Here is a 17,613-nt window from a genome sequence, read left to right on the forward strand (position 1 = left end):
TGCTGCGCCCGGAGCGGGTGGCCGAGGTGATCGCCGTGGTCGAGGCCCAGTACCCGGCCAGGTTTGGCCTCAAGGCGGACTGCTATGTCTGCCGCGCCAGCGCAGGGGCGGGCAAGCTGTGAGAACGTTCGAGCAAAGACACGAGATGCAGTTGATCACGGAGGCGGGTAACCCATGATGACATTCGAGCTGGAAAACGAGGAGGGGCTGCGCCTGCGCGGCCTCGAATTTGGCGCCACCCTCACCTCCCTCAGCCTGCCGGTAGCTGGCCAGCGCCGTGAAGTGCTGCTGGGCTGCGCCGACGAGGATTATTCCGCCCAGCAGGTGTGGCTGGGGGCAGTAGCGGGTCGCTTTGCCAACCGCATCGGCGGCGCCGAGCTGGTGCGAGGGGACGAACGCTGGTCTCTCGACGCCAATCAGCCCCCCCACTGCCTGCACGGCGGGCGCGACGGATTCCATCGCCAGCCCTGGCAGATCAAGGAGCAGGAGGCGGACAGGGTCAGGCTGGCGCTGCTATCAAGAGCGGGAGATCAGGGCTTCCCCGGCAACTTGCGGGTGACCCTGGAGTACCGGCTGGAGCAACACGATCTGGTGGTCGACTTCAAGGCCAGCACGGACGCGCCGACCCCGGTCAGCCTCACCAGCCACGCCTACTTCAACCTCGATGGCCACCAGGGCGGCAGCGATGTACGCTCCGATATTCGTCACCATGTCATCAGCATCAATGCCGATCGCTATCTGCCCACCGACCAGAGTGGGTTGCCGCTCGCCATCGCGCCGGTGGAGGGTCCCTTCGATCTGCGCACCCCGCGCCCCATCGGCCAGGATTGGCTGAGCCACCCCCAGCAGCAACAGGCCAAGGGCTTTGACCACGCCTTTGTGCTGAACGGCCCCGAACAGGCGTGGGCGGCACGGGTGGTGTCCGGGGATGAACAACTGGTGATGGAGGTCCACACCAACCAGCCCTCCTTGCAGTTCTACACCGGCAACTGGCTGGCCAGCACGCCGGACCGCAGCGGCCGGCCATACCGGGATTACGACGGTTTCTGCCTGGAGGCCCAGCAACTGCCGGACAGCCCGAACCGGCCCGAGCTCGGCAACCCCTGGCTGCTGCCGGGCCAGCTGTATCACCATCAGACCCGTTACCGTCTGATCCCCGCAGACTAAGACCCCCTCCCGTCCCCCCTTCAAAAAGGGAGGTGCGATGATGCTCCTCCCCTTATGAAGGGGAGGAGTGGGGCTCTTCACCTCCGCTTGCTAACGACAGTCCACCGAGCCAACTCAGGAGCCTTGATAAACATGGATGATCACTACCTCGCCGCGCCGGATCGCTACCAGCGCCAAGCTTACAGAGCCGCCGGTCGCCACGGCCTGCGCCTGCCCGGCATCGGCCTCGGGCTCTGGCACAACTTTGGTGCCGGGAGCGATCCCGCCAGGGTGAAGGCCATGGTGCATCAGGCGTTCGATCTGGGGATCACCCACTTCGATCTCGCCAACAACTACGGGCCACCGCCAGGCTCCGCCGAAACCACCTTCGGCGGCGTGCTCAAGGGCAGTCTGGCCCCCTACAGAGATGAGCTGATCATCGCCAGCAAGGCGGGCTACGTGATGTGGGACGGCCCCTACGGCGACGGCGGCAGCGCCAAATACCTGTTTGCCAGCCTGCACCAGAGCCTGCGCCGGCTCGGGCTCGACTATGTGGACATCTTCTATCACCACAGACCGGATCCCCGCACCCCGCTGGAGGAGACCTGTCAGGCGCTGGCGCTCATGGTACGCCAGGGCAAGGCGCTCTATGTCGGCCTCTCCAACTACCCGGCCGAGCTTGCCGCCAGGGCGGCGACCCGGCTGGCCGAACTCGGCACCCCCTGCCTGGTCAATCAGCTCAAGTACTCCCTGTTTCAGCGCGACATCGAGGCCGAGACGCTGCCGGTCTGCCGAGAACAGGGGATGGGGGTGGTCGCCTTCTCGCCCCTGGCGGGGGGGTTGCTCAGCGATCGCTATCTGGAAGGGATCCCGGCGGATTCCCGCGCCGCCAGCGCCAGCCCCTTCCTCCAGCCCGACCAGATCACCGCAGACAAGCTGGCCCGCATTCGCGCCCTGCACGCCCTGGCGCAGCAGAGGGGGCAGCCCCTGTCACAGCTGGCATTGCAGTGGGTGCTGCGAGATCCCGTGGTGAGCTGCGCCCTGATCGGCGCCAGCAGCCCGCAGCAGATAGTGAGCGCGGTCGAGGCACTGGCCCTGCCGCCACTGGACGAGGCGCTGCAGCAGCAGATCCTAGCGGTGCTGGCATGACGAATTGACCCGCCACGGGCGGCTGACTGGCCGTGGCGGTCATGTCAGAAGGTGACGGGGCGGCGACGGAGCCCGGGACTGTTTCGGGAAACCGGCAGGGGCCAGATCCTGCACCATGCGGAAAGTACCGACCTCCAGACAAGGGCCGGAAACCGCACAGGAGTCCCCAATATTCTCTGGTTGCCCGCGTGATTTTCCGCCATCATTGGCCGCCCCGACCCTGATCGGGGCTGATTTTATCCGGACCCATCAACCAAGAGATCTGTACCATGACCGAATCCTACGCCCTGTTTGTGGCCTTCGTGCTGGGCATAGTGGAAGGCCTGACCGAGTTTCTGCCCGTTTCCTCCACCGGCCACATGATCATCGTCGGCCACCTGCTTGGCTTCGAAGGCCCCAAGGCCGCCACCTTCGAGGTGGTGATCCAGCTGGGATCCATCCTGGCGGTGGTCGTCATGTTCTGGCGCCGCCTGTTCGGCCTCATCGGCATCCATTTTGGCCAGAAACCGGTACAGGGGCATGCCACCCTCTCCCTGATACACATCATCCTCGGCATGTTGCCCGCCGTGCTCATCGGCCTCGCCATTCACAGCTGGATCAAGGCCCATCTGTTTGGCCCGGAAACCGTGATGTATGCCCTGGTTGCCGGCGGTGTCCTGCTGATCATCGCCGAGAAGTTCCGCCCCGCCGTCACCGCCGAGACCCTGGACGACATCAGCTACAAGCAGGCGTTCGGCGTCGGTCTGTTCCAGTGCCTGGCGCTCTGGCCCGGCTTCTCCCGCTCCGGCGCCACCATCAGCGGTGGCATGCTGATGGGCATCAGTCGCCATGCGGCGGCAGAGTTCTCCTTCATCATGGCTGTGCCCATGATGATCGCAGCCAGCGGGCTGGACCTCTACAAGAGCCGCGACTTCCTCTCCATGGCCGACTTCCCCATGTTTGCGGTGGGCTTCGTCACCGCCTTCGCGGTCGCCATGGTCGCCATCAAGACCTTCCTGGCGCTGATCCGTCGCCTCGACTTCATCCCGTTCGCCATCTACCGTTTCGTGGTGGCCTTCGCCGTCTACCTGGTGTTCGTGGCCTGATCCCGAGGGATTGCCTCATGAAAAAAGGGACCTTTATGGTCCTTTTTTGTTGTCCGACATGGCTCAGTAGAGGCGATGGCTGATGCCGTTTAGCAGTCGCGACAGGCCCTTGGTGAACTGCACCGGCGCATCCTGCACCGTGTAGCAGAGGCAGCCGTCCGGGGTGTGCGGGCTGTGGGCATGGCTGGCATCGCGCCAGATGAAATCTCCCGCCTGATAGCGGGTGTCGCCGTCCTCTATGGTGCCTCCCAGCAACAGCGTCAGTTCATAACCCTTGTGGGTATGCTCAGGGATGTACCCGCCTGCCTCGATATGGAGCAGGCTGGCGCGGGCTCCCATCTCGTCCAGAGGCAAACTGTGCTGGCGAATGGCCCCGATATGGCGCCACTTGGGCGCATGGTGGCGGGCCAGCACCCGTGGCAGGTGGTAGCTCTGGCCTGCCACCCGCAGCTCGGGCGCCGGCCGTACCGGTTGGCCGAGTTCGGCCTGGCTGGCCACGGGTTGTTGCAGTATGCCTGCCAGCATGGTGTCGAGTTCCAGCGGCATGGTCTCGCTTATCGCCGCAGGCTGATCTGCCGGCTCCAGATACTGGCGAGCCAGCTCCTCTTCACAGCCCTTGAGTCGGGCGGCACAATCGGGGCAGAGCTCGCAATGGGCAGAGACACCGACGGCCAGCGGCAGGGGCAACTCGTCGGCGGCAAAGGCCCGCAACATGAGTTCGGTCGGATGGGTCTTAATCATGGCCTTGCTCCACTTGCTCTTTCAGTTTCTGTAATGCCAGCCGGAGGCGGGACTTGATGGTCCCGAGCGGCACGCCTAGCCTGTCGGCCAGCTCCTGCTGGGAAAACTCCTGCAGATAGATGCCGCGCACCACCTGCTGTTGCGGCTCCGGCAGGGTGGTGAGGTAATCTGCCATCTGGCGGGTCAGCACCGCATCTTCACCACCGCTCAGGTGCTCCTCTTCCGCCCTGAACTCCAGCAGCGGCCACAGCTCCTCGGCGCAGAGATCCTCCTTGCTGGCGCGACGGCGCCGCAGCATGTCGAAACTCTGGTTGCGCATGACGGTATAGATCCAGGTCGTCGGCGCCCCCTTCTCGGGGTGATAGAGCCGCGCCTTCTGCCATACCAGCAGCATGGTCTCCTGCACCAGCTCGAGGGCGTTGGCCTCGCTGCCGAGATGGCGCATCCCATAACTACGGATGCGCGGTGCAAAGTGCTGGAACAGGGTGGCGAAGGCGACCTTGTCGCCGTGCTCGGCCACCCGGATGAGAAGAGACGTCAGATCGCCATCTGGGTTGTCCATGGGGGGCGATGTCCTGCGTAGAGCCGATTGTGGTTGGCCAGTATATGCCATTGCGCCATCCCTTGAATGTTGCTGTCATCACCATTACGACGGGCGGAGCAAAAGGATCACCGGGGACGGGAATTCAATGGCTCGCGACCAGCAGGCCGCTCAGCAGGGAGAGGGCAGGCTGGTTGTCCTTGGCCGCGACCAGCCATTGCTTCTGCTCCACCGGGATGGGCAGCACCTCCAGCCAGCGTTGTGCAACCCAGCTGGCATCGTTCCAGTCGGGTTCCGGGTAGAGGGCCGCGTACTCCGGATAGTCGTTGAACACATCCTGCAACGCCTTGGCCAGGGAGTGCTGGTCGGCCTTGAGCCGACCTCTCTGCCAGGGGGGCAGCGGCTCCACCTCGCCGACCCGCAGGCCGTCCGGCTCCTGCCACAGGTCGACTATTTTGACCCGCTCCACCCCGAGCACTGTGATGCCGAGCAGGCCGTCCGGCAGCAGATCGAAATCGATGATCCGCACCCGGGTGGCGATGGGATACATGTTGCGCAGCGCATCGGGCTGGCGGGGGTCCAGCATGCAGAGCGCAAACTCCCGCTCCTGCGCCTCGGCTATCATGCGCTGATACCTGGGCTCGAAGATGCGCAGCGGCATGATGCCGCCGGGCAGCAGGTGGGCGGAGAGTGGAAACAGCACCAGTGTCATGGGAATCGTCCTCTAGCGACTTCCTCTAAGCATACGACCGCCGGACGACGCGGGATCATTCAGACCAAATTGGAATAAATAATCCCTTAACAAACAGGGGAAAATAGCCTGGACAAGCCGCTTCGATATGCAGTAGAAATGGATAACCACCACTTATTCAAATCAATATTCTGCAATGTGGTGAAAAACGCAGTGAAATATCCGCCACCCCAAGGGGGTCGGGCCATTCCTATAGTTTTCTCGGCCCGATGCGGGTAAAATTCACGCCCTTATCCAGTCAGTCATTTTTCGACGCGCAACCTCGGTGGTCAGTTATGAAAGAGCATATTCATCATCTACTTGAACAAACGGTAGCCAATCTCAAGTCCGCGGGCGTCCTGCCGGCCGACCTGGAAGCCCGGGTGCAAGTAGACCGATGCAAGGAGAAGGCTCACGGCGACCTGGCCACCAACCTGGCCATGCTGCTGGCCAAACCGGCCCGCAAGAACCCCCGTGAGCTGGCCGCTGCCATCATCGAGCACCTGCCTGCTTCCGATCTGATCGCCAAGGTCGAGATCGCCGGCCCCGGCTTCATCAACTTCTTCTTCGACCCGAGCTGGCTGGCCGGTCAGGTGGAAGCCATGGTGACCTCCGCCAACGCCAACGTGAAGCTGCCCGCGCCACAGACCGTGGTAGTGGACTACTCGGCGCCGAACGTCGCCAAGGAGATGGCGGTGCACCACATCCGCTCCACAGTCCTCGGTGACGTGGCCGCCCGTGCCCTGGAGTTCCTCGGCCACAAGGTGGTGCGTGCCAACCACATCGGCGACTGGGGCACCCAGTTCGGCATGCTGATCGCCTATCTGGAGAAGATGGCCAACGAGCACGCCTCCGACATGGAGCTCAAGGACCTGGAAGCCTTCTACACCCAGGCCAAGCGTCACTACGACGAGGACGAAGCCTTCGCCGAGCGCGCGCGCAACTACGTGGTCAAGCTGCAGGGGGGCGATGAGTACTGCCGCACCATGTGGAAGAAGCTGGTCGACATGACCATGGAGCAGAACCAGCGCAACTACGATCGCCTGAACATCTCCCTGTCCAACAAGGACATCATGGGCGAGTCCATGTACAACGACATGCTGCCCCAGATCGTGGCCGACCTGAAAGCCAAGGGGCTGGCGGTCGAGAGCGAAGGGGCGACCGTGGTCTTCCTTGACGAGTTCAAGAACAAGGATGGCGAGCCCATGGGCGTCATCATCCAGAAGAGCGATGGCGGCTTCCTCTACACCACCACCGACATCGCCTGTGCCAAATACCGTTACGAAACCCTGGGCGCCGACCGCGTCATGTACTTCATCGACTCCCGTCAACACCAGCACCTGATGCAGGCCTGGACCATCACCCGCAAGGCGGGCTATGTGCCGGAGTCCGTGCCCCTCGAGCACCACGCCTTCGGCATGATGCTGGGCAAGGACGGCCGTCCCTACAAGACCCGCTCCGGCGGCACCGTCAAGCTGGTCGACCTGCTGAACGAAGCGGAAGAGCGCGCCGCCGCCCTGCTGGAGAGCCGCAACAGCGACCTCTCTGCCGAAGAGAAGGCCAAGGTGGTGCACGCCATCGCCATGGGCGCGGTCAAGTATGCGGATCTCTCCAAGAACCGCACCACCGACTACATCTTCGACTGGGACATGATGCTGTCGTTTGAAGGCAACACTGCCCCTTACCTTCAGTACGCCTACACCCGCATCCAGTCCATCTTCCGCAAGGCGAACATAGATGCCGAGGCCCTGACCGGCCACGTGACCCTGAACGAAGAGGCCGAAGAGGTGCTGGCCCAGAAGCTGATCCAGTTCTCCGACGCGGTCAACAGCGTGGCGGACAAGGGCATGCCTCACCTGCTGTGCACCTATCTGTACGAGTTGTCCGGCAACTTCATGACCTTCTACGAAGCCTGCCCGATCAACAAGGATGGCGTGGACGAAGCGACCCGCAACAGCCGCCTGCTGCTGTGCGTCGCCACCGCCAAAGTGCTCAAGCTGGGCCTGGGCGTGCTGGGCATATACACCCTGGAGCGCATGTAATAGATGGCGACCCGGGATTACGTCGGCAACAGCCCGAGACGACGGGCCGGTGGTCGTAACATCAAGAAAGCGGCACCTCGCCGCTTTCCTGTTATCCCGGCACTGCTGGCCGGGGCCCTGGTCGTCGGCTTTGGCGCCTTCCTTTACCTGATCAACGGCAAGGGGGCGGATGCCCCCACCATCGAAGAGCAGGTGAAGGCCAACAAACCCAAGGCTCAGGGCAATACCCTGCCTCAGGAGAAGTGGAGCTACATCGAACGGCTGGAGAACAAGCAGGTGGACATCATAGAGCCGCCGCCCCAGCCGGGCGTGCTGCCACCGCCGCCTGCCGAGACTCTGACCCTGCAACCTGAGAAGCTGCCGCAGCCGGTTCCGACCGAGATCCCCCAACCGGGGACCCCCATCGGTCAGGTGAAGCCCTTCCAGCCGCAACCGGTACAACCGGCCAAGCCGGCCACCGGTGCCCCTGTCGCCAGCGCGCAAGAGCAGGTGATCAACCAGAAGGCCGAGCGTGAGCGGATGGAGCGGGAGATCCGTGCCGAACTGGAGCGGGAGCGGGCCGAGGCCGCCAGGGCCAAGGCGGCGACCCAGACGGCGGCAGCCGACGGCGGTCGTTACATGATGCAGTGCGCGGCCCTGCGCTCGCAGGATTCCGCAGAGTCGCTCAAGGCGCGCATCGCCTTCGGTGCCGGTCTCTCCTCCAGCCTGCAGGTGGTCAATGGCGCCAATGGCACCGTCTACAAGGTGATGGTGGGCCCCTTCAGCGGCAAGGCGGCCGTCGATGCAGCCAACCGCAAGCTGCAGGGCTCCGGCATCAGCGGCTGCATCCCCAAGAAAGGCTAGCCGCAGAGCCAATCAGGAAGGGCCGGGCGACAACCCCGGCCCTTCTCCTTTCGACTCCCCTCTCCCTCGCCGACATGGCCTCCCCCTTTTTCCCGACAACAGGCAGGCTTGAAAAGCCGGTTTGCCATCCCCATCTTTCTTGCCATGCACAGTCCGGCCGTCATTCGGCTCAAGCGAGGTAAGTAAAGTGACTACCATAGTTTCCGTCCGCCGCAACGGCCAGGTCGTGATCGGCGGTGATGGCCAGGTCTCCCTCGGCAACACCGTCATGAAGGGCAACGCCCGCAAGGTTCATCGTCTCTACAACGGCAAGGTGCTGGCAGGTTTTGCCGGCGGCACCGCCGACGCCTTCACGCTGCTCGAGCGCTTCGAAGCCAAACTGCAGGCCCATCAGGGCAACCTGGAACGCGCCGCCGTGGCGCTGGCCAAGGACTGGCGCACCGATCGCGCCCTGCGCCGCCTCGAGGCCCTGCTGGCCGTGGCCGATGAGCACAAATCCTTCATCATCACCGGCAACGGTGACGTGGTGCAGCCGGAGCATGATCTGATCGCCATCGGCAGCGGCGGCAACTTCGCCCAGTCCGCCGCCATCGCCCTGCTGGAAAACACCGAGCTGGATGCCAGGACCATAGTCGAGAAGTCCCTCAAGATTGCGGGCGACATCTGCGTCTTCACCAACGGCAACCACACCATCGAAGTGCTGGACTACAGCGCCAAGTAAGGGCGCCGTCAGCCAACTCATTCTCCAAGGGGTGGGCCCTGCCCGCCCCGGATACAGGAACTCCATCATGTCCGAGATGACCCCGAGAGAAATCGTCCACGAGCTGGACCGTCACATCATCGGTCAGGCCGATGCCAAGCGCGCGGTGGCCGTGGCCCTGCGCAACCGCTGGCGCCGGATGCAGCTCAGCGAAGAGATGCGCCATGAAGTGACCCCGAAAAACATCCTGATGATAGGCCCGACCGGGGTCGGCAAGACCGAGATCGCCCGTCGTCTGGCCAAGCTCGCCAATGCCCCCTTCATCAAGGTGGAAGCGACCAAGTTCACCGAAGTGGGCTATGTGGGCAAGGAAGTGGACAGCATCATCCGCGATCTCACCGATGTCGCCATCAAGCTGGTGCGCGAGACCGAGATGGAGAAGATGAAATACCGCGCCGAGGAAGCCGCCGAGGAGCGCATCCTCGACGCCCTGCTGCCGAACCCGCGCAACAGCTGGGGCGAGGAGGAGAAGGCCGACAACTCCAACACCCGCCAGATCTTCCGCAAGAAACTGCGGGAAGGTCAGCTGGATGACAAGGAGATCGAGCTGGATCTGGCCGCCACCCCCATGGGCGTCGACATCATGACCCCGCCGGGCATGGAAGAGATGGCCAACCAGTTGCAGGGGCTGTTCCAGAACCTGGGCCAGCAGCAGAAGAAGAAGCGCAAGATCAAGGTCAAGGAGGCCATGAAGGCGCTGATCGAAGAGGAAGCGGCCCGCCTGGTCAACCCGGAAGAGCTGAAGCAGAAGGCCATCGCTGCGGTCGAGAACAACGGCATCGTCTTCCTCGACGAGATCGACAAGATCTGCAAGCGCGGCGAGAGCTCGGGCCCCGATGTCTCCCGCGAAGGGGTGCAGCGCGATCTGCTGCCCCTGGTCGAGGGTTGCACCGTCAACACCAAGCACGGCATGGTCAAGACGGACCACATCCTGTTCGTCGCCTCCGGCGCCTTCCAGGTGGCCCGTCCGTCTGACCTCATCCCCGAGCTGCAGGGTCGTTTGCCGATCCGGGTCGAGCTGACCGCCCTCACCACCCATGACTTCGAGCGGATCCTGACCGAGCCGAACGCCTCCCTGACCGATCAGTACCAGGCCCTGATGGCCACCGAAGGGGTCAAGATCGAGTTCACCCAGGACGGCATTCGCCGTCTGGCCGAGGCGGCCTGGCAGGTCAACGAGCGCACCGAGAACATAGGTGCCCGCCGTCTGCACACCGTGATGGAGCGGCTGATGGAAGACATCTCCTACGATGCCTCCGAGAAGTCCGGCGAGACCTTCGTCATCGACACCGACTACGTCAACGCCCACCTGGGTGCTCTCATTGAGGACGAGGATCTGAGCCGCTATATTCTGTAAGCGCGCCCCTCCCGATAAAAAAACGCCTCCCTTCGCGGAGGCGTTTTTTATCCGTCACGCTCAGGCCCTGACCGGCACCCCCTCCCGGCGGCGCCCCACCAGCCAGAACGCCAGGCCAATCAGCAGCGTGCTCAGGGCGAAGAGAGCCCGGGTGCCGAACACCAGCTCGCTGGCCAGGGTCAGGCCCTGCTCTCCCACCAGGGCGGCGAACAGGCCGCCGAGCCCGGCCACCCCGGTCAGCTGACCCAGATTGCGCGACAGGGTCAGCAGACCGGCCACGGCGCCCCGGGTCTGCTCACTCGCCTCCCCCACCACGGCACTGTTGTTGGCGGTCTGGAACAGGGCATAACCGGCGGTCAGCAGCAGTATGGGCAGCAGATAGCCGAGCGGGCCGAACTGCCCCGTCGCCCCGGCCAGACCGAAGGCCGCAGCCCCCATGACTGCCAGCCCCAGCCGGACCACCTGCCGTGCCCCCAGCCTGTCCACCAGCCAGCCGGCGGGCATACCCGTCAGGGCCGCCAGCAGGGGCCCGCCCGATATCATCAGGCCGACAGTCCCGAGACCGAGGCCGAAGACTCCCCTCAGATAGAAGGGGCCTATGAGCAGGGTCAGCACCATGACGCTGGCTACCAGGGCGCTGGCGACAAGACCATTGCGCAGCCCCGGAGCCCCCAGCAACGCCAGCGGCAGCAGGGGCACAGGGACGCGGCGCTCGCGGCGAACGAACGAACCTGTGACCAGCAGGGCCCCCGCCCCCCACCAGAGGGCCAGGGCGCCCCCCTGGGTCAGCGCCAGGCCGTAGCAGAGCAGGGTCACCACCAGCTGTGACAGGCTCGTGAGGCTTATCCTCTCTTCCTGTGGCGAGCAGTCGTCCCGGGGCAGACCGAGCCGGGCACAGCCCAGTGCCAGCAGGCTGAGGGGCACCAGCAACAGGAAGGGGGCCTGCCAACCAAAGCTGGCCGTCAGCAGGCCGCCAAAGGAGGGGCCGAGCGCCGTGCCGCAGGCCGACAGGGTACCGAGCAGCCCCATGCCCCAGCCCCGCCGCGCCGGCGGCACCAGCTGGCCCACCATGGCCAGCGCCAGGGAGAGCATGCAGGCCGCAGCGATCCCCTGCAGGGCACGGGCCGCGATCAGCCAGCCTATGGTCGGCGCCAGGGCGCACAGCAATGAGGCCAGCGCAAAGAGCCCAAGCCCCAGGAGCAGCAGGCGACGCCGACCGAACCTGTCCCCCAGTCGACCGGCCACCACAGTCAGGCAGGTGATCCCCAGCAAATAGGCCACCAGCACCCACTGCAGGCTGGCAAAAGGCACCGCAAAAGCCTGCCCCAGGGCAGGCAGTACCATGTTGGCCAGGCTCCCCCCCAGCATGGGCAGCAGGGTGGCGAGGCCGAGCGCCAGCAGGCCGAGGCGGCGGGTGGCAGAGGTCGGGAGGGGGCTGAGTGACGACATGATCTGATCTCCGGCAGAGGATGATGTCCACAAGGCTAGCGGGGGGCATGATCAGGCGGAAGACGCACGACTTGCAGCTTATAGCTGCATGAGACGCCATATAAAGAGAGGAATTCTTGCGTATGATGAAACCAACCGACCGTCATGGGTCCATTACCCGGGATCCCGGCTCGGCGAGGGCTATGCCATGAACACTCCCGACTTCAATCTACTGCTGACCCTGGATGCCCTGCTGGATGAGGGCAGCGTGGCCGGTGCCGCCAGACGACTCTCCCTGAGCCCCTCCGCCATGAGCCGGGCCCTGGCCAGGCTGCGGGAGACCACGGGGGATCCGCTGCTGGTGCGGGCGGGGCGGGGCCTGGTGCCCACCCCACGGGCACAGATCCTGCGGGATCAGGTCGCCCGCCTGGTACAGGAAGCCCAGGCCGTGCTGCGTCCTCAGCAGGAGGTGGATCCTGCGAGCCTGGAACGCACCTTTCGTTTGAGGTCCAGCGACGGCTTCGTGGAGGCAGTCGGTCCTGCCCTGCTGGCCCGGCTCGCCACCGAGGCCCCCGGGGTCAGGCTGCACTTTCTGGCCAAACCCGACAAGGAGAGCGGCCCCCTGCGCCGCGGCGAACTGGATTTCGAAACCGGCGTCATAGGTGCTGAGACTGCGCCCGAGCTACGTACCCAGGCGTTGTTTCAGGACCACTTCGTCGCCATGGTGCGGCCGGGCCACCCCCTGTGCGTGGGCACTCTGACGGCCGCCCGCTATGCCGCCGCCCGCCACATTCTGGTGTCACGGCGCGGGCTGGAGCAGGGCCCTATCGACGAGGCCCTGGCGCACCTCGGGCTGGTACGCACGGCGGCGACCCTGGTCCCCGGCTTTGCCACGGCCCTGGCCCTGGTGCGGGGCAGCGACCTGGTGGCGACCGTGCCCGAGCGACACTGCGCCGCCCTGCACGCCGATCTGGTTGCCCTGCCCCTGCCCTTTCCCCTGCCGGGGATCCGGGTCGCCCTGATCTGGCACCCCAGCCAGGACGCCGATCCGGCTCACCGCTGGCTGCGCACCCTCATTCGCGAGACCTGCGCCCAGGCCCCCTATGGAGGGGAGACCCGGGCCACCTGATCCCGACTCCCCGGCGAGAGAACCCGGCTTCCTGCCGCCCCTTGTTCAAAAAAAGATCGGCCAGCCCCTTCCCCCGAATTTATACGATCGTATAATTCAGATCAAAATCTGTTCAGAAGGAGTCTTGCCAGATGCACCCCACTCGCCAAAAACTGCTCGATACCGGCCTTGCCATCGCGACCGACAAAGGGTTGCGCGGCCTCACGGTACGGGAGCTGGCAGCGGCGGCCGAGGTCAATCTCGGCACCTTCGTCTATCACTTCGGCAACCGTGACGCCTTTATCGACGAGCTGGTGGAGCTCTGGTACGCCCCCCTCTATGACGAGCTCAAGACGGTGGCGGCCAAAGGCACCTATCCCTGTGCCCTCGCGACCTTCGAGGCGACCATGGAGGCGTTGATCGGACTGGTGGCGCGCCAGCGCGGCTTTATCAACCACCTGTTTGGCGATGCGCTGGCGGGCGAAGGGGCAGCCCAGCGCTTTCTGCTCAGTCTGCCGCGCCGCCATCCCCTGCTGCTGATCGAACAGGTGCGCACAGCGCAGGCGGAAGGGTCGCTGGTGGCGGGCCACCCGCTCCAGCTGATGATCTTCATCATGGGGTCGGTCGGCCTGCCGCTGGTGATCGCCGGCAGCGGTCGCCAGCTCGGTTGGCTGCCCCCGGAGGCGGCCCCCTTTCTGTCCCAGATAGACAACCCCGAGGCTGCCCGGCAACGCCTGGCATGGGCCCTGCGCGGCCTGCGCCGCACCGAAGGAGATCCCGCATGAAACAACGCATCGCACTCCTGGCCGTGCTGCTGACCCTGTTCAGTGGCTACCTTTGGTGGCAGGGCCGCCCCGAAGGAGACCCGGTATGAAACAACGCATCGCCATCTTGGCCGTGATGCTGGCGCTGATCGGCGGCTACCTCTGGTGGCAGGGCCGCCCGGCCGACGGCACCATCCTCTACGGCAACGTCGACATCCGCGATGTGAACCTGGCGTTCAGGGTCGGCGGCAGAGTCAGCGAGGTGCTGGTCGATGAGGGGGACGTCATCGAGGCGGGTCAGCTGCTGGCCCGTCTCGATCCCGTGCCCCTCGCCCACGAGCGCGACAGCGCCCGTGCCAACCTGGCCGCAATCGCAGCGGCCAACACCTTGATCCACAAGGGGTATCGCAGCGAAGAGCGCGATCGGGCACGGGCCGAGCTGGCCGCCGCCGAGGCGGCGGCGCTCGAGGCAGAGCAGCAGTGGCGTCGCCAGAGTGCGCTGGCGGCGACCGGTGCCATCTCTCGCGGTCAGCTCGATAGCGCTCGTTCCCAGCGGGATCAGACTCAGGCCCAGGTGCGCGCCACCCGCGAGCAGCTCGGTCAGCTCGAGACCGGCTACCGCCCGGAAGAGATAGCCCAGTCCGATGCCCAGCTACAGGGGGCCAAAGCGGCGTTGGCCAGTGCCGAGCTCGCACTCGCCGATGCTGTGCTGACAGCCCCGAGCGACGGCATACTCCTCACCCGCGCCATCGAGATCGGCAGCATGGTGCAGCCGGGGGCCACCGCCTTCAACCTCTCCCTGACCGCACCGGTCTGGGTGCGCGCCTATGTGGAGGAGCCCTGGCTCGGCCACTTCCCAAGCGGCGCCCGCGTGACCCTGACCACGGACTCGCGGCCGGACAAGCCCTATCAGGGCGTGGTGGGCTTTGTATCCCCCACCGCCGAGTTCACCCCCAAATCCGTGGAGACGCCGGATCTTCGCACTCACTTGGTCTACCGGCTGCGCATAGTGGTGCAGGATCCTGACTCTGCCCTGCTCCAGGGGATGCCGGTCACCGTCAGGCTGCAGCCATGAATGCCGCCATCCAGCTCACCGGGCTCACCAAGCGCTTCGGCGAGCGGGTCGCCCTCAACGCCATCTCGGCCACCATTCCGACCGGCTGCATCACCGGCCTGGTAGGGCCAGACGGGGCTGGCAAGAGCACACTGTTGCGCCTGCTGGCCGGCCTGCTGGTGCCGGAGGCCGGGGAAATCCGGGTGCTCGGGCTGGATCCGGTGCGCGAGGGAGATGCCCTGCGTCAGCGCCTCGGCTACATGCCCCAGCAGTTCGGGCTCTACGAGGATCTCAGCGTGCAGGAGAACCTCAGCCTCTATGCTGACTTGCGCGGTGTGCTGGAGCCCGAACGCACTCCCACCCTGGCGCGACTGCTCGCCTTCACCGATCTCGCCCGCTTCACCGCGCGGCCAGCGGGCAAGCTGTCGGGGGGGATGAAGCAGAAGCTGGGGCTGGCCTGCGCCCTGCTCGGCACCCCGGATGTGTTGCTGCTCGACGAGCCCGGGGTCGGGGTCGATCCCATCTCCCGCCGCGCCCTCTGGCAGATGGTGCGCGAGCTGGCCGAGGGAGGCATGACGGTGCTCTGGAGCACCGCCTACCTCGATGAGGCCGAGCTGTGCGATCACGTGCTGCTGATGGCGGACGGCGAGGTCCGCACCAGCGGCACGCCGGCCGACCTGATGGGCGCCATGGCGAGTCGCTGCTGGCTGCTGGAGGCAGGAGAGCTGGACGGCCGGGAGCGGCGGGCCCTGTTGCGCCGCGCCCTGGCCCACCCGGCCGTGATGGATGGCGCCGTGGCGGGGGAGCGGGTGCGCCTGCTGCTGCGCCCGGGCCAGATGCCGCCGCCCCTGGCGGAGCTGGGCCTCTTGGAAGGCGGCTTAGTGCCGACCCCTGCCCGGCTGGAAGATGCCTTTATCGATCTGCTCGGCGGCGGCCCAGGTGGGGAGTCCAGCCTGGCGCAGCTGATGCGCGAGGCCAGCCTGCCCGAGGGGGTCTCCCCGGAGGCGGTGATCGAGGCGCGCCGCCTCACCAAACGCTTCGGGGATTTCACCGCCACCGACGACGTCAGCTTCGCGGTGCGCCGGGGGGAGATCTTCGGCCTGCTCGGCCCCAACGGCGCGGGCAAGTCCACCACCTTCAAGATGGAGTGCGGCCTGCTGCGCCCGAGCAGCGGACAGGCGCTGGTGACCGGCATCGATCTGGCCCGCAGCCCCTCGGCGGCGCGTCAGCACCTCGGCTACATGGCCCAGAAGTTCTCCCTCTACAAGCAGCTCACCGTGGCCCAGAACCTGTCGTTCTTCGCCGGCATCTACGGCCTGTTCGGTCGCCAGCAGCAGACGCGCATCGACGCCATGGTGGAGGCGTTCGCCCTCGGCCCCTGGCTCGGCCAGCAGACGGAATCCCTGCCCCTTGGCCTGCGCCAGCGCCTATCGCTGGCCTGCGCCCTGCTCCACGAGCCGCCGCTGCTGTTTCTCGACGAGCCCACCTCAGGGGTCGATCCCGTCACCCGGCGGGAGTTCTGGTCCCACATCAATGCCCTGGCCGATCACGGGGTGACCGTGCTGGTCACCACCCACTTCATGGACGAGGCGGAGTATTGCGATCGCATCGCCCTCATCTACCGCGGTCGCCTGCTGGCCCTGGGCACCCCTGACGAGCTCAAGGGGTTGGCCGCCAAGGACACAAGCACCGCCTTGCCAACCATGGAAGAGGCCTTTATCACGCTAGTCGAGCAGGCCAGCGAGGAGGACGCATGAGCATCAACCGCCGCCGACTGCTGGCCCTGTGCCGCAAGGAGTCCCTGCAAATCGTGCGCGACCCCAGCAGCATCCTCATCGCCTTCATCATGCCCGTGGTGCTGCTGGTGGTGATGGGCTACGCCATCAACCTGGACGTGGACCACCTGCGGCTCGGCATCTGGCGCACCGATAGCGGCGCCCCGGCGGTGCGGCTGGAGCAGGCCCTTCGCGGCTCCACGGCGCTGGAAATCCACGGCGGCCCGAGCAAGGCGGCACTGCTCGCCAGCCTGGAGCGCGGCGAGATCCGCGGCCTGCTGGTGATCGATGACGGCTTCTCCGCCGCCCTGGCCAGTCAGGGGGATGGCACGCCGAAAGCCCTGCTGCTCACCGACGGCTCCGAACCCAACACGGCGAACTTCGTCACCCACTACGTGCAGGGGATCTGGCAGGGGTGGCTCGCCAGAGAGGGATTCTCCCTGCCGGTGGCGGTGGAGAGCCGCGCCTGGTTCAACCCGGCGCTGGTGAGCCGCAACTTCCTGGTGCCCGGGTCCATCGCCGTGGTGATGACCATCATAGGTGCCCTGCTCACCTCCCTGGTGGTGGCCCGGGAGTGGGAGCGCGGCACCATGGAGGCGCTGCTCGCCACCCCGGTGACCAAGGCAGAGCTGCTGCTCTCCAAGCTGCTGCCCTACTACGGGCTCGGCATCGCCGCCATGCTCATCTGCCTGCTCTTCTCGGTGGCCGTGATGGGGGTGCCCTGGCGCGGCTCGCTGATCTCCCTGTTCGTGCTCACCACCCTGTTTCTCGGCAGCGCCCTCGGGCTCGGGCTCTTTCTCTCCACCGTGATGCGCAGCCAGTTCAACGCCGCCCAGGCCGCCCTGACGGCGGCGTTTCTACCGGCCATGATGCTCTCGGGCTTCGTGTTCGAAATCGCCAGCATGCCGCCCCTGCTGCGCGCCATCACCCACCTGATCCCGGCCCGCTACTTCGCGAGCTCTCTGCAGACCCTCTATCAGGCGGGCAACGTGCTCTCCATCCTGCTGGTCAACACTGTCTGCCTGCTGCTGCTGGCCGCCTTCTGGCTGACCCTCACCGCCCGCAAGACGCGGCGCACTCTGGAGTAAAC

General features: G+C 65.7%; 16 protein-coding genes and 1 pseudogene. 13 read left to right on the top strand and 4 right to left on the bottom strand.

Annotated elements, in window-relative coordinates; all coding sequences use genetic code 11:
• From BN1127_RS22080 to bacA, 4 genes and pseudogenes are all read left to right on the top strand, one after another.
• Positions 1 to 122 (top strand): annotated as a pseudogene (locus BN1127_RS22080) (galactokinase); the annotation flags it as partial.
• 52 nt (positions 123 to 174) lie between these two features.
• Positions 175 to 1,167: a galactose-1-epimerase gene (gene galM / locus BN1127_RS08855; RefSeq protein ID WP_042649169.1), complete on the top strand. Its 993-nt coding sequence runs from the start codon at positions 175 to 177 to the stop codon at positions 1,165 to 1,167.
• Positions 1,168 to 1,299: 132 nt separating this feature from the next.
• Complete coding sequence (locus BN1127_RS08860; RefSeq protein ID WP_042649170.1) at positions 1,300 to 2,295, top strand: aldo/keto reductase; 996 nt, start codon at positions 1,300 to 1,302, stop codon at positions 2,293 to 2,295.
• A 269-nt stretch (positions 2,296 to 2,564) separates the two neighbouring features.
• The gene (gene bacA, locus BN1127_RS08865; protein WP_042649171.1) at positions 2,565 to 3,380 is read left to right on the top strand and encodes an undecaprenyl-diphosphate phosphatase; all 816 of its coding nucleotides are present in this window, start codon (positions 2,565 to 2,567) and stop codon (positions 3,378 to 3,380) included.
• Positions 3,381 to 3,443: 63 nt separating this feature from the next.
• On the opposite strand, the gene BN1127_RS08870 is transcribed toward bacA, so the two are convergent.
• From BN1127_RS08870 to BN1127_RS08880, 3 genes are all read right to left on the bottom strand, one after another.
• Positions 3,444 to 4,121, bottom strand: coding sequence for a ChrR family anti-sigma-E factor (locus BN1127_RS08870; RefSeq protein WP_042649172.1), 678 nt, complete (start codon positions 4,119 to 4,121; stop codon positions 3,444 to 3,446).
• The gene (locus tag BN1127_RS08875; RefSeq protein ID WP_042649173.1) at positions 4,114 to 4,683 is read right to left on the bottom strand and encodes a sigma-70 family RNA polymerase sigma factor; all 570 of its coding nucleotides are present in this window, start codon (positions 4,681 to 4,683) and stop codon (positions 4,114 to 4,116) included. The genes BN1127_RS08870 and BN1127_RS08875 overlap by 8 nt, the downstream gene beginning before the upstream one ends.
• Positions 4,684 to 4,807: 124 nt before the next feature.
• Positions 4,808 to 5,374 carry an LON peptidase substrate-binding domain-containing protein gene (locus tag BN1127_RS08880; RefSeq protein WP_041206584.1) on the bottom strand — a complete coding sequence of 189 codons (567 nt, stop codon included), beginning with the start codon at positions 5,372 to 5,374 and terminating at the stop codon, positions 4,808 to 4,810.
• Positions 5,375 to 5,688: 314 nt separating this feature from the next.
• Between BN1127_RS08880 and argS the strand changes: the two genes are divergently transcribed.
• The 4 genes from argS to hslU all read left to right on the top strand — a co-directional run bounded on the left by argS (position 5,689) and on the right by hslU (position 10,394).
• Positions 5,689 to 7,434: an arginine--tRNA ligase gene (gene argS, locus BN1127_RS08885; RefSeq protein WP_042649174.1), complete on the top strand. Its 1,746-nt coding sequence runs from the start codon at positions 5,689 to 5,691 to the stop codon at positions 7,432 to 7,434.
• Positions 7,435 to 7,437: 3 nt separating this feature from the next.
• A complete protein-coding gene (locus BN1127_RS08890; RefSeq protein ID WP_042649175.1) occupies positions 7,438 to 8,277 on the top strand; it encodes an SPOR domain-containing protein in 840 nt (279 codons plus the stop codon).
• A 187-nt stretch (positions 8,278 to 8,464) separates the two neighbouring features.
• On the top strand, positions 8,465 to 8,998 hold the full coding sequence (gene hslV / locus BN1127_RS08895) for an ATP-dependent protease subunit HslV (protein ID WP_005340772.1): 534 nt from the start codon (positions 8,465 to 8,467) through the stop codon (positions 8,996 to 8,998).
• Positions 8,999 to 9,065: 67 nt separating this feature from the next.
• Positions 9,066 to 10,394 (top strand): HslU--HslV peptidase ATPase subunit, encoded by a 1,329-nt coding sequence (gene hslU / locus BN1127_RS08900; RefSeq protein ID WP_005328414.1) that lies wholly within the window; start codon positions 9,066 to 9,068, stop codon positions 10,392 to 10,394.
• Between the two features lie 60 nt (positions 10,395 to 10,454).
• On the opposite strand, the gene BN1127_RS08905 is transcribed toward hslU, so the two are convergent.
• Positions 10,455 to 11,843 carry an MFS transporter gene (locus tag BN1127_RS08905; RefSeq protein ID WP_042649176.1) on the bottom strand — a complete coding sequence of 463 codons (1,389 nt, stop codon included), beginning with the start codon at positions 11,841 to 11,843 and terminating at the stop codon, positions 10,455 to 10,457.
• Between the two features lie 187 nt (positions 11,844 to 12,030).
• Here BN1127_RS08905 and BN1127_RS08910 point away from each other — a divergent pair, with 187 nt between their 5' ends.
• The 5 genes from BN1127_RS08910 (at position 12,031) to BN1127_RS08930 (ending at position 17,611) form a co-directional block, all read left to right on the top strand.
• A complete protein-coding gene (locus BN1127_RS08910) occupies positions 12,031 to 12,951 on the top strand; it encodes a LysR family transcriptional regulator (protein WP_042649177.1) in 921 nt (306 codons plus the stop codon).
• Positions 12,952 to 13,082: 131 nt separating this feature from the next.
• A complete protein-coding gene (locus tag BN1127_RS08915) occupies positions 13,083 to 13,715 on the top strand; it encodes a TetR/AcrR family transcriptional regulator (protein ID WP_042649178.1) in 633 nt (210 codons plus the stop codon).
• An 85-nt stretch (positions 13,716 to 13,800) separates the two neighbouring features.
• Positions 13,801 to 14,769 (top strand): secretion protein HlyD, encoded by a 969-nt coding sequence (gene hlyD, locus BN1127_RS08920; protein WP_042649179.1) that lies wholly within the window; start codon positions 13,801 to 13,803, stop codon positions 14,767 to 14,769.
• The gene (locus BN1127_RS08925; RefSeq protein ID WP_042649180.1) at positions 14,766 to 16,505 is read left to right on the top strand and encodes an ATP-binding cassette domain-containing protein; all 1,740 of its coding nucleotides are present in this window, start codon (positions 14,766 to 14,768) and stop codon (positions 16,503 to 16,505) included. Before hlyD ends, BN1127_RS08925 begins: the two co-directional genes overlap by 4 nt.
• Positions 16,502 to 17,611 carry an ABC transporter permease gene (locus BN1127_RS08930; protein ID WP_042649181.1) on the top strand — a complete coding sequence of 370 codons (1,110 nt, stop codon included), beginning with the start codon at positions 16,502 to 16,504 and terminating at the stop codon, positions 17,609 to 17,611. Before BN1127_RS08925 ends, BN1127_RS08930 begins: the two co-directional genes overlap by 4 nt.
• The last annotated feature ends 2 nt before the right edge of the window (positions 17,612 to 17,613 follow it).

The sequence above is a fragment of the Aeromonas media genome (assembly GCF_000819985.1).
Lineage (GTDB): Bacteria > Pseudomonadota > Gammaproteobacteria > Enterobacterales > Aeromonadaceae > Aeromonas > Aeromonas media.